This window comes from Streptomyces sp. NPDC059398 (assembly GCF_042751845.1).
GTDB lineage: Bacteria > Actinomycetota > Actinomycetes > Streptomycetales > Streptomycetaceae > Streptomyces.
This window is the reverse complement of the sequence record NZ_JBHYWP010000004.1, coordinates 91,999-104,342: the sequence shown is the minus strand read 5'-3', so window position 1 is coordinate 104,342 and position 12,344 is coordinate 91,999. Positions and strand designations below refer to the sequence as shown.

At 71.3% G+C, this 12,344-nt stretch carries 8 protein-coding genes; 2 read left to right on the top strand and 6 right to left on the bottom strand.

Features of this window, described 5'->3' with window-relative positions:
• Positions 1–77: 77 nt before the first annotated feature.
• Entirely contained in the window at positions 78–941 is an 864-nt protein-coding gene (locus tag ACFXBC_RS03115; protein ID WP_385018041.1) for a LysR family transcriptional regulator, read from the top strand.
• Positions 942–1,028: 87 nt separating this feature from the next.
• Here ACFXBC_RS03115 and ACFXBC_RS03110 read toward each other — a convergent pair whose 3' ends face one another.
• The 6 genes from ACFXBC_RS03110 to ACFXBC_RS03085 all read right to left on the bottom strand — a co-directional run bounded on the left by ACFXBC_RS03110 (position 1,029) and on the right by ACFXBC_RS03085 (position 8,865).
• Positions 1,029–2,486: an aldehyde dehydrogenase family protein gene (locus tag ACFXBC_RS03110; RefSeq protein ID WP_385018039.1), complete on the bottom strand. Its 1,458-nt coding sequence runs from the start codon at positions 2,484–2,486 to the stop codon at positions 1,029–1,031.
• Between the two features lie 26 nt (positions 2,487–2,512).
• Positions 2,513–4,252, bottom strand: a complete 1,740-nt coding sequence (locus ACFXBC_RS03105; protein WP_385018037.1) for an amidohydrolase family protein — start codon at positions 4,250–4,252, stop codon at positions 2,513–2,515.
• 217 nt (positions 4,253–4,469) lie between these two features.
• Positions 4,470–5,594 (bottom strand): LLM class flavin-dependent oxidoreductase, encoded by a 1,125-nt coding sequence (locus ACFXBC_RS03100; protein ID WP_385018035.1) that lies wholly within the window; start codon positions 5,592–5,594, stop codon positions 4,470–4,472.
• 139 nt (positions 5,595–5,733) lie between these two features.
• Entirely contained in the window at positions 5,734–6,516 is a 783-nt protein-coding gene (locus tag ACFXBC_RS03095; protein WP_385018033.1) for an SDR family NAD(P)-dependent oxidoreductase, read from the bottom strand.
• A gap of 95 nt (positions 6,517–6,611) precedes the next feature.
• Entirely contained in the window at positions 6,612–7,559 is a 948-nt protein-coding gene (locus ACFXBC_RS03090; RefSeq protein ID WP_385018031.1) for an LLM class F420-dependent oxidoreductase, read from the bottom strand.
• An 88-nt stretch (positions 7,560–7,647) separates the two neighbouring features.
• Complete coding sequence (locus tag ACFXBC_RS03085) at positions 7,648–8,865, bottom strand: amidohydrolase family protein (protein WP_385018029.1); 1,218 nt, start codon at positions 8,863–8,865, stop codon at positions 7,648–7,650.
• 271 nt (positions 8,866–9,136) lie between these two features.
• On the opposite strand from ACFXBC_RS03085, the gene ACFXBC_RS03080 reads away from it, so the two are divergent.
• Positions 9,137–12,091: a BTAD domain-containing putative transcriptional regulator gene (locus ACFXBC_RS03080; protein WP_385018027.1), complete on the top strand. Its 2,955-nt coding sequence runs from the start codon at positions 9,137–9,139 to the stop codon at positions 12,089–12,091.
• Positions 12,092–12,344: the final 253 nt, after the last annotated feature.

Genomic DNA, 12,344 nt, shown 5'->3' with positions numbered 1-12,344 from the left:
CCCACCTGCACCTGCGTGACCGATCACGAATCGCGATCAGAACTCTGCCCGCGGCCGGTCACGGCCACCATGGGAACATGACGACCCTCGACATCACCTGCCTGCGCAGCCTGGTCACAGTGGCCTCCTTCGGCGGAGTACGCAGGGCCGCCGGAGCCCTGCACCTTTCGCAGCCGGCCGTCAGTGGACATCTGCGCCGCCTGGAAGCAGAGCTGGGGTTCCCCGTCGTGGGGCGCCAGGGTCGCGGTATCGCCTTCACCTCCCGCGGCGAGGACCTGCTGCGCGAGGCATACCGGCTGCTCGGCGAGCACGACGACGCGCTCAGCCGTCTGCTGGGACCCGGCACCGGGGATCTCGTGGTCGTCTCCACCGAGTACGCCACCGAACCGCTGCTCCGTGCTGTCGTCCAGGTGCTCTCCCGCGACTACCCGGACCGGGCCGTCCGGTTCCAGTTCCGCCGCAGCGCACGGGTGCGCGAATCGGTGCACGACCATTCAGCGGACGTCGCGCTCGGGATCGGCGATCTCGGCCACGGCAGCCGGCACATCGCCGACCTCCCCCTGACCTGGCTCGGTCCCGCCGACCGGGCGCCCGAGACGGACAAGCTCATCGCCTTCACCGCCCCCTGCGCCATCCGGGAGCGCATTCTCGCCTCCGGGGCGGCAGCGGGCAGGCGGCCGCTGGTCCGCGAATGCATCGATCTCATCAGCCTGGTCGCCGCCGTCAGGACCACCGGCGGTGTCACCGCCCTCCCCCGGACACGGGGCCGGGACCAGGACCGGGGCCGGGACCGGGACCAGGAGCCGGGCCTGCGGCGCGTCGAAGACCTCCCGCCTCTTCCGGCGATCCCGCTGAGCCTGGCCACCAGTCAAAGGCTCTCCGCCCGGACCCGGGACGACATCACCTCCGCGCTCCAGGAGACGTGGTGCACCCGCACGTGAACCGCGTCATGGGCGGTACGTGTTCCCACCCCGGCCGGACGGCGGTACGCCACGCCTTCCCACCCCGGCCGGACGGCGTACTCGTACTCACCCCGGCCAGACGATCGACTGTGTCTCGCTGTACGCGTGCAGGGCGTACGAGCCCACGTCACGGCCCACGCCGCTCTGTTTGAAGCCGCCGAACGGTGCCTCCATGTTCCGGCCGATGGTGTTCACCCCGACCCCGCCGGCGCGCAGCCGGGCCGCCACCCGGAAGGCTCTCGCCACATCGCCCGACCAGACGTAGTCGAGCAGGCCGTAATCGCTGTCGTTGGCCAGGGCGATGCCCTCCTCCTCGTCGTCGAAGGGGACGACCACGACGACCGGGCCGAAGATCTCCTCGCGGACGACCCGCATGTCGTTGGTGCAGTCGGCCAGCAAGGTCGGCGCGGCGTAGAAACCCTTCTCGCACGCGGGGCGTTCGCCGCCCGCGACGACCGTCGCGCCCTCCTTCCGGCCGAGTTCGACGTACGACTCGATCCGGTCCCGGTGGGCCGCCGAGATCACCGGGCCGACCACCGTGGACCGCTCGGTGGGATCGCCGATCTTCAAGTGAGCCATGTACGACGTCAGTTGGGCGACCAGCTGGTCGTGGATGCCGCGCTGGGCCAGGACCCGGGTGGGCGCCGTACAGATCTGGCCGCTGTAGAAGGAGAAGGTGGTGCCGATCCCGGCCACCGCCGACTCCAGGTCGGCGTCGTCGAAGACCAGCGCCGCGCCCTTGCCGCCCAGCTCCATCAGCTGCCGTTTCATGCCGCGGCCGCAGACCTCCGCGATGCGCCGGCCGACGGCCGTGGAGCCGGTGAAGCTGACCATGTCGACGTCCGGCGAGTCGACGGCCGCCTCGCCCACCTCCGTACGCGTACCGCTCACCACGTTCACGACCCCGCGCGGAACTCCCGCCTCCGCCAGTGCCTCCGCCATCCGGAAGACCGAGAGGGGGTCCTGCGGGGCGGGCTTCACGAGCACGGTGTTCCCCATGGCGAGCGCGGGCGCGACCTTGCCCGCGGGGTTCGCCCAGGGGTTGTTGTACGAGGTGATGCAGGTGACCACGCCCACCGGGCGGCGGGCCGCGAGCGCGCCGAAGACACCGGCCCTGCCCATCAGGCCCGCCTCGTTGATCTGCGGGGGCAGACCCTGCTCGACCGGTTCGAGCGCGCCCTTCGCATAGCGCCGGAAGCGCGCCACCCCCACCCCGACCTGCATACCGCGGGCGGTGCCGGTGGTGGCGCCGCTCTCCGCCTGGGCGAGCGCCGCGTACGGCAGGAAGTCGCGCTGCATGAGGTCGGCGGCGCGGCCGAGGATCGCGGCGCGCTCCTCCGGCGGCGTCCGTGACCAGCCGTCGAAGGCCGCGCGGGCGGCGGCTGCCGCCTCGTACACCTGGGCGCGGCTCGCCTCGGGCGCGGGGCCCACGCTCTCCTCGGTGGCCGGGTTGATCACGTCGTAGTGCCCGCCGTCCGGCGCGACCCACTCGCCGTCGATGAACAGGCCCTGGTTTCCGTCCACTCCCCGCCCCTGCTGCCGGTCCGCGGTCAACGGGTCGCCACCGTCCTGGTGTCGCGGCCCGACCGCAGCACCGTGCCCGGTACGGCGCCGGTGATCTCGTCGTCCCGGATGGTCTCCACGCCATTGACCCGTACCGACACGATGCCGATCGCCCGTGAGTCGAGGCGGGGGCTGTCGCCCGGCAGGTCGTGCACGAGCGTCGCCGGGCCCGCCGCGATCCGCTCCGGGTCGAAGAGCACCAGGTCGGCGTGGAAGCCCTTCTCGATCCGGCCGCGTTCGCGCAGCCCGAAGAGCTGGGCGGGGTCGTCGGTCAGCATCTTCACGGCCGCTTCCAGGCCGACCAGTTTGCGGCCGCGCAGGCAGTCGCCGATGAACCGCGTCGTGTACGGGGCCCCGCACATCCGGTCCAGATGGGCGCCCGCGTCGGAGCCGCCCAGCATCACGTCCTCGTGCTCCCAGGTCCTGCGCCGCAGCTCCCAGGATTCCGGGTCGTTGTCGGTGGGCATCGGCCAGAGCACGGTGCGCAGTTCGTCGTGGGCGCAGATCTCCACCAGGCAGTGGAACGGCTCCTGCCCGCGCTCGGCCGCGATGTCCTTCACCACCCGGCCGCTGAGCCCCTCGTTGGCCTCGGAGTAGGTGTCGCCGATGACGTACCGACCGAAGTTGACGAGCCGTCGGAAGACGCCCGCCTCCTTGCTGTTGGCGCGCCGCAGCATCTCCGTCCGTACGTCGGGGTCGCGCAGCTTCGCGATCCGCTCGGGCACCGGAAGGCCGAGGATGTCGCCCCAGCCGGGGATGAGGTTCAGCGCGCAGAACGTGCCGAGCGACATGTTCATCGGGGTCAGGATGGGCATCGTCAGGGCGACGATCCGGCCGCCCTCCTTGCGGGCGCGGTCGCTGGCGCTGAGCTGGCGCGGTACGCGTTCGGGCACGGCGGCGTCGATGGTCAGGACGTTCCAGTTGAGCGGGCGGCCCGCCGCGGCGCTCATCCCGACGAAGAGGTCGACCTCCTCGTCGCTGAACTGGTCGAGGCAGCCCGCGACGATGGCCTCGATCTGGGTGCCCTCGTGCTCGCCGACGGCCTTGGAGAGGGCGAGCAGTTCGGCGGGGCCCGCGTGCCGGGAGGCGACGGGTTCGCCGTCGCCGTCGGAGTGGGTGGACGACTGGGTGGTGGAGAACCCCCAGGCGCCGGCGTCCATCGCCTCGTGGAAAAGCCGCAGCATCTCGGCGAGCTGTTCCCCGGTGGGCTGCCCGCCGATCGCGTCTGCGCCCATGACGTGGCGGCGCAGGGCGCAGTGGCCCACCATGAAACCGGCGTTGACGGCGGTACGGCCGTCCAGGGCGTCCAGGTACTCCGCGAAGGTCGACCAGTTCCAGGGGGCGCCCTCTTCGAGCGCCACCAGCGACATGCCTTCGACCTTGGACATCATGCGGCGGGTGTAGTCGGCGTCGCCGGGGTGGTCCGGGTTGAGCGGGGCGAGGGTGAAGCCGCAGTTGCCGCCCGCGACGGTGGTCACTCCGTGGTTCATGGACGGGGTCGCGTACGGGTCCCAGAAGAGCTGTGCGTCGTAGTGGGTGTGCGGGTCCACGAAGCCGGGGGCCAGGACGAGTCCGGTCGCGTCCTCGGTGGTGGTGGCCTGCTCGGTGACGGTGCCGGGTTTCGCGATCACGGCTATGCGGCCGTCGCGGATCCCCAGGTCTGCGACGTAGGAGGGGGCACCGGTGCCGTCCACGACGGTCGCTCCGCGGATGAGGTGGTCGAGCATGTGGTCTGGTCCCTTCTCTTGGTTCTTCTGGTCGGGGTGGGGCCCGCCGGGCTCGAACTCTTGGTTCTTCCGGCCGGTGGTGGGCCCGCCGGGCTCGCAGTACTGGGGGCATGGTTCCGGCCGGTGGGTACGGGAAGGCCGCTCCCCGTACGCACCGGCCGGAACCGGACGGCGGTCGTCCGGGATGGTGCCACCGTCCGCCCCGAGGTGACGGCCCCTACTCCCCCGCCTGCCGGAAGCGGGTCGTCCGGTGGACCGGATCCGTGTCGATCTGCGGGATGACGTGCTCACCGATGAGCTTGATGGTGTTGAGCGTGTCCTCGGGCGAGATCCCGATCGGCAGCCCGAACGACAACTGGTCCGCCCCCGCCTGCTCCCACCGCTTGCACTGCTGGAGCACCTCGCCGGGGTCACCGCAGATCATCAGCTCCTCCGCGATGAGCAGCTCGATGATCTCCTTGCTGTACTCGGGCAGCAGCTCGGGCCACTCCGGGATGCCGTCCGGCCTGGGGAACGTGTCGTGATAGCGGAACAGCAGCGACTGGAGGTAGTTCAGACCGCCGCTGACGGCGATCTCGACCGCCTTGTCATGGGTCTCGGCACAGATCGCGGTCGAGGTCACCATGACGTTGTCGTTGACGAAGGCGCCGATCGGCTCGGCCTCCTTCACCGCGTTCTTGTACGACTCGACGACCCACTCCATGTCCCCGACCTTCTGGACGCTGAACCCCAGCACCCCGAGGCCCTTCTTGCCGGCCATGGCGTACGAGGCGGGGGACCCGGCGGCGTACCACATGGCCGGGTGCGCCTTCCCGTACGGCTTGGGCAGGACCTTGCGCGGCGGCAGCGACCAGTGCTTGCCCTGGAAGCCGACGTACTCGTCCTGGAGCCACATCCGGGGAAACTCGGCGATCGTCTCCTCCCAGATCTCCTTGGTGTGGTTCATGTCCGTGATGCCCGGCATGAACCCGAGGATCTCGTGGCTGCCCGCCCCGCGCCCCGAGCCAAACTCGAAGCGGCCCTCCGAGAGGTGGTCCATCATGGCCACCTTCTCGGCGACCTTCACGGGGTGGTTGACCGGCGCCAACGGGTTGAAGATGCCCGATCCGAGGTGGATACGGTCCGTGGCGTGGGCGAGGTAGCCGAGGAACACGTCGTTGGCGGAGAGATGCGAGTACTCCTCCAGGAAGTGGTGCTCGGAGGCCCAGGCGTACTTGAAGTGGGACTTGTCCGCCTGGATGACGTACTCGGTCTCCTCCATGAGCGCCTTGTGCTCGGCCTCGGGATCGGCCTGGGCGCGCTGCTTCGGTACGTATCCCTGTACAAAGAGCCCGAATTCCAAAGGGGTTCACCGTCCCTAGGTCTCTGACCGCTTTTCTGACACACCGTCAGATCGCGGTGGAGTCGACTGTGGCACCGCGCACGGGGAGCGTCAATAGCTGACTGGTAGTCAGACGTGCCTTTCGCCCGCGGAGTGTGCGTCAGAAGACGCTGACCCCGGCCAGCCATCCGCCGTCGATGACGAAGGGCTGCCCGGTGATGTACGAGGAGTCGTCGCCCGAGAGGAAGAGCGCCAGTCTGGCGACCTCGTCGGGCCTGCCGACCCGCCCGAGCGGCACCAGCTTCCGGTAGAGCTCGTCCAGGGCCGCCGACGACTCCGCCGGATCCGCGTCCGGGTCCAGCTGGGCGGGGTTGCTCATGGGGGTGTCGATGGCGCCGGGGCACATCGCGTTGACCCGGATACCCTTCGCGGCCAGCTCCATCGCGGCCACCCGGGTCAGCCCGACGATGGCGGCCTTGGTCGCGGCGTACGAGCCGACGAACGCCATCCCGGTGAGCGCGGTGTACGAGGCGGTGTTGACGATGGTCCCGCCGCCCGCCGCCTCGATCTCCGGGGCGACCGTCCGGATACCGAGGAAGGCGCCCACCTGGTTGACCTGCACGACCTGCTGGAACTCCTCCAGCGGGGTCGTCACCAGTTCGTTGAAGCGCAGGATGCCGGCGTTGTTGACCAGGCCGTCGATCTTCCCGAAGGTCTCCCTGGCGACCTGGACGGCCGCGCTCCAGTCCTCCTCGCGGGTCACGTCCAGCCGTACATAGGCGGCGGACTCCCCCAGCTCCTCGGCGAGCGCCGCGCCCTGCTCGTCCAGGACGTCCCCGAGCAGGACCTTCGCCCCCTCGGCGACGAAGAGCCGCGCCTCCTGTTCTCCCTGGCCGCGTGCCGCGCCGGTGATGACGACGACCCGTCCGTCGATTGTGCCCATACCGCTCTCCCTGCTCTGGTCGAGGTGCGGACTGCCGATCGGGGGCTGCTGGTTGTCGGGGGCTGCTGGTTGTCGGGGGTCCCGGCTGTCGGGGGCTACGGGTTGAGGTGCGGGGCGACGTCGGCGGCGAAGGCCGCCATCTGGTCGGTCAGTTCGGTCCGGCTGCGGCTGCGGAACCGCACCTGGATCTGGTCGACGCCCATCGCCGCGTACTCCCGCAGCGACTCGGCGATGGCCTCCGGCTTGCCGGTCAGGGTCCGGCGGCCGACCGGACGGCCGGGCTCACCGACGTACAGCGGCTCGGTGATGGCACCGATCTCGATCGGTTCCGTCACCCCGGCCGCCTCCCTGAGCGCCCTGAGCCGGGCGATCTGCTCGGGCAGCCGCTCGCGCGGGTCGCCCTGCGGCAGCCAGCCGTCCCCCCGTTCGGCGGCCCGGCGCACGGCAGCGGGCGACGATCCGCCGACCCACACCGGCACCCGGCGCTGCACCGGGCGTGGCAGCTGGGCGAGGTCCTCGAACTCGTACAGCTCGCCGTGGTGTTCGGGGTACTCATCGGGGCCGAGCGCGGCCCGGAGCGCGTCGATGGACTCGTTCAGTACGGAACCGCGCCCCGGGAAGTCCGCCCCCACCGCCTCGAACTCCTCCGGTACGTGCCCCGCCCCGACACCCAGGATCAGCCGGCCGTCGCTGAGGTGGTCCAGGGTCGCGTACTGCTTGGCGTTGAGCAGCGGGTGGCGAAGCCCGAGTACGGCGACATGGCTCATCAGCCGTACCCGCCGGGTGATCCCGGCCAGGAAGCCGAGGGTGGCGACCGGGTCGTACCAGATGGTGCCCATGGCGTCGGCGAGCCGCCGGGGGATGGCCACGTGGTCGCAGCCCGCGATGTAGGCGAAGCCGGTGCGGTCGGCGGTGCGGGCGATCTCCGCCAGGTCGTGCGGGGTGGCGGCGGCCTCCCACTCCTCCGCGTAGATGGTGCTCTGGGACTGGACGGGCAGCTGCATCCCGTAGACGAGCTGCCCTTCGGGAAAGACCCGTGGCATGGGTGGGACTCCTCCTGTGTGCCCTACGGAAAGTGGACCGAGATAACAGGACCTCGCACGCTCCGGTGCTCATGCCGGACAGGACAGGTCACCCCGCCCAGAGACCGTCCTCCGTGAGGCCCAGCAGCTCGATCGCGTTGCCGCGCACGATGCGGTCGATGACGTCGGGAGCGAGGTGCCCCATCTGCGTCTCGCCGACCTCGCGGGACTTGGGCCAGGTGGAGTCGGAGTGCGGGTAGTCCGTCTCGTACAGGACGTTGCCCACACCGATCGAGTCGAGGTTCTTCAGCCCGAAGGCGTCGTCGAAGAAGCAGCCGTAGACGTGGTCGGTGAACAGTTCGGACGGCGGCCGCAGGACCTTGTCCGCCACCCCGCCCCAGCCGCGGTTCTCCTCCCAGACCACGTCCGCGCGCTCCAGGATGTACGGGATCCAGCCGATCTGGCCCTCCGCGTACATGATCTTCAGGTTCGGGAAGCGCTCGAACTTGCCGCTCATCAGCCAGTCGACCATCGAGTAGCAGCAGTTGGCGAAGGTGATGGTGGAGCCGACGGCGGGCGGGGCGTCGGCCGATGTGGACGGCATCTTCGACGACGAGCCGATGTGCATCCCGATGACCGTGCCGGTCTCGTCGCACGCGGCGAGGAACGGGTCCCACTCGTCGGTGTGGATGGACGGCAGGCCCAGGTGCGGGGGTATCTCCGAGAACGCGACCGCGCGCACTCCGCGCGCCGCGTTGCGCCGGACCTCGTCGGCGGCGAGCCGTGCGTCCCAGAGCGGGATGATCGGCAGCGGGATGAGGCGGCCGTGCGCCTCGGGGCCGCACCACTCCTCCACCATCCAGTCGTTGTACGCGCGCACGGACAGCAGCGCGAGTTCGCGGTCGGCCGCCTCGGTGAAGGTCTGGCCGCAGAACCGCGGGAAGGTCGGGAAACAGAGCGCGGACTGGACGTGGTTGACGTCCATGTCGGCGAGGCGGTCGGGCACCGAGAAGGAGCCGGGCCGCATCTGTTCGTAGGTGATGACTTCGAGTTTGATGTCGTCCCTGTCGTAGCCGACCGCCGTGTCCAGGCGGGTCAGCGGCCGGTGCAGGTCCTCGTAGATCCACCAGTCGCCGATCGGCCCTTCGTCGCCCTTGGCGCCCATGACCGGGGCGAACTTGCCGCCCAGGAAGGACATGGACTTGAGAGGGGCGCGGACGATACGCGGGCCGGTGTCCCGGTATTTGGACGGGAGCCGGTCCTGCCAGACATGGGGAGGTTCCACCGTGTGGTCGTCCACCGAGATGATCTTCGGGAATGTCTCCATGTTCTCCACCGTAGCGCTGATCTGACGAACCGTCAGCTACTGGTACGGCTCTCCCTGCGGAAAGATGCGGCAACGGACCGGCGCGCCGGTTGGCGGAGAGCTTGTGGAGAGGCACCCCCAGAGCTGACGTACTCGCCATGAGCAAGGCAAACTGGCCTGGGCAGGGGCCAGGGGAGCGGAGGGCCGCGAACCGGGCACCGCCCCGAAGCGGCAGACACGGCAGAGCAGACACGGCAACACGGCAGCAGGCACGGCAGGAGGCAGGGCAGCTATGGACCGTGACAGCGGGCCGCGCGTACCGGGGCAGCGGACTCCGCAGCAGAGCCGGGGCGGTGGGCTCACGTTCAGCGTGCTCGGACCCGTGCGCGCCTGGCGCGACGGGGAGGCGCTGCCGCCCGGATCGCCGCAGCAGCGCGCACTGCTGGCCGCGCTGCTGACCCGCGACGGACGCACGGCCACCGCGGGCGAGCTGATCGACGCGATCTGGGGCGAGGACCCGCCGTCGCAGGCGCTGGCCGCGGTACGGACGTACGCCTCCAGGCTGCGCAAGGTCCTGGACCCCGGGGTCCTGGTCAGCGAGTCGGGCGGTTACGCGATCCGCACGGGGGCCGAATCGGTCGACCTGCACCGGGCACAGCAACTGGCCGCGAACGCCGAGAAGGCCGCCGGTACGGGCGACCGCGCCACGGCGCGCGCCCTGATCGACGAGGCGCTCGCGCTCTGGGACGGCGAACCCCTGGCGAACGTCCCCGGGCCGTACGCCGAGACCCAGCGGGCCGCCCTCGACGAGTGGCGGCTCCAGCTGACCGAGTCACGGCTCGACATGGACCTGGAGGTCGGCTGCCACGCGGAGGCGGTATCCGAGCTGACCTCGCTGACCGCCGACCATCCGCTGCGGGAGCGGCTGCGCGAGCTGCTGATGCTGGCGCTGTACCGCAGCGGGCGGCAGGCGGAGGCGCTCGCCGTGTACGCCGACACCCGCAAGCTGCTCGCCGACGAGCTGGGGGTGGACCCCCGGCCCGAACTGGCCAGGCTCCAGCAGCGGATCCTCCAGGCGGACGCGGAGCTGGCCCGGCCGGCCGAGGAGTCCGCGCCGCCCGCCCCCAGCGCCGCCCGGCCTGCGCAACTGCCCGCGACCGTGCCGGACTTCACCGGCCGGGACGCCTTCGTACGGGAGCTGGGTGACCGGCTGGCCACCGCCGAGGGTTCGGTGATGGCCGTCTCGGCGCTGGCCGGGATCGGCGGGGTGGGCAAGACGACGCTCGCGGTGCATGTGGCGCACGCGGCCCGGCCGCACTTCCCGGACGGGCAGCTGTATGTGGACCTCCAGGGCGCGGGGGCACGGGCCGCGGAGCCGGAGACCGTGCTCGGCGCGTTTTTGCGCGCCCTCGGGGCGGCGGACTCGGCCATCCCCGACTCGCTCGACGAACGCGCGGCGCTCTACCGGACGACGCTCGACGGCCGCCGGGTCCTGGTACTGCTCGACAACGCGCGGGACGCCGCGCAGATCCGCCCGCTGCTGCCCGGCACAGCGGGCTCGGCCGCCCTGGTCACCAGCCGCGCCCGGATGGTCGATCTGGCGGGCGCGCATCTGGTGGACCTCGATGTGATGTCGCCCGAGGAGGCGCTCCAGCTCTTCACGAAGATCGTCGGCGAGGAGCGGGTCGGCAGTGAACGCAAGGCGTCGCTCGACGTGGTGGCGGCCTGCGGTTTCCTGCCGCTGGCGATCCGTATCGCGGCCTCGCGCCTGGCGGCCCGCCGCACCTGGACGGTCTCGGTGCTCGCCGCGAAGCTCGCCGACGAGCGGCGGCGCCTGGACGAACTCCAGGCGGGAGACCTGGCGGTGAAGGCCACCTTCGAGCTGGGGTACGGGCAGCTGGAACCCCAGCAGGCAAGGGCGTTCCGGCTGCTCGGTCTCGCGGAGGGCCCGGACCTCTCGCTGGCCGCGGCAGCCGCCGTACTGAACATGCCGGCCCGGGAGGCGGAGGACCTGCTCGAATCGCTGGTCGACACCTCGCTCCTGGAGTCGGCGGCGCCCGGCCGGTACCGCTACCACGATCTGGTCCGCCTCTACGCGCGTTCCTGCGCCGAGCGCGACGAACAGCCCCCGGTGGAAAGGGAGCTGGCCCTCTCGCGGCTGCTCGACTTCTATCTGGCGACGGCGGCCCGGGTGTACGCGATCGAGCGCCCGGGCGACCGGCTGGTGGACCACCTGGAGCCGACCACGTACGAGGGGCTGGTCTTCACCGACCGGCACGACGCCCAGGACTGGCTGTACGCGGAGGCGATGTCGCTGCTGGCGTGCGTACGCCAGTCGGCCACCGGGACCGGCACCCTGCGGCGGGCGGTGGACCTGCTGTGGGCGGCACTGGATCTGGCGGAGTCGGGGGCGAACTCGAAGGAGTACAGCTACGCGGCCGGTCTGCTGCGGGACGCGGCGCGCGCCGCGCGGGACGAGCGGGCCGAGGGGCGGGCCGCCCTCACGCTGACCTATGTGCACCATGTGTCGGGCCGGTTCGAACTGGCCGGGCAGGACGCGGGCGAGGCCGACCGGCTGGCCGTAAGGACCGGGGACCGGCTGTCCGGGTGCTGGGCGGCCAATCTGCTCGGCATCATGGACTTCTACCAGGGCCGGTTCGACAGCGCGACGGAGCAACTGACCCGCGCCGTCGAGGGGTTCCGCGACTGCGAGGACATGGCGGGCGAGGCGAGCGCGCTGTGCAACCTGTCGCGGCTCCACCTCGTCACCGGTGACGTCCCCGAGGCGGTGGCGCTCTCCCGGCAGGGCACGGAGATGTACGACCGCATGGGCCACGCCCTCAAGGGGGCCAACGGCCGCTACGCGCTGGGGCTGGCGCTGACCGAGGACGGACAGCTCACCGCAGCCGCCGAGCGGCTGACGGAGGCCCTTGAGGTGTTCCGCGACAGCCGGCAGCGGCTCTGGGAGGGCATGGCGCTCTTCCGGCTCGCCGAGGTCGACATCGCGGCGGGCCGCTGCGCCCAGGCGGCGGCCGGGGCGGAGATGGCGCTGACCGTCCTGCGCGGCATCGGCGGCGACTGGCGGCGCGGCAACGTCCTGACCGTGCTGGGCCGGGCCCTGTCCGGCATAGGGCAGTCGGGCCGCGCCCGGGTCTGCTGGCTGGAGGCGCTGGCCATCTACGAGGAGCTGGGCTCGCAGGAGGCGGACGGGGTACGCGAACTGCTGACACCGGTGGCGGCGGCCTGAGAGCGGGGCGGAGGCGGACCGCGCTTCGGGCTTCGGGCTTCGGGCTTCGCGCTTCGGGCTTCGGGCTTCGGGCTTCGGGCTTCGGGGCAGTGGCGGATGCGCTCCGGGGCGGAGACGGAAGCGCTTCGAGGGGCTCGGGCGGACACGATCCGGGGCGGGGACGGACGCGCTTCGAGGGCGGCGGAGAAGGACGCGTCGCGGCCGGTGAGCGGGTACGTTCCGCACCGGGGACCGGCAAATGCGTTCCGGTTTC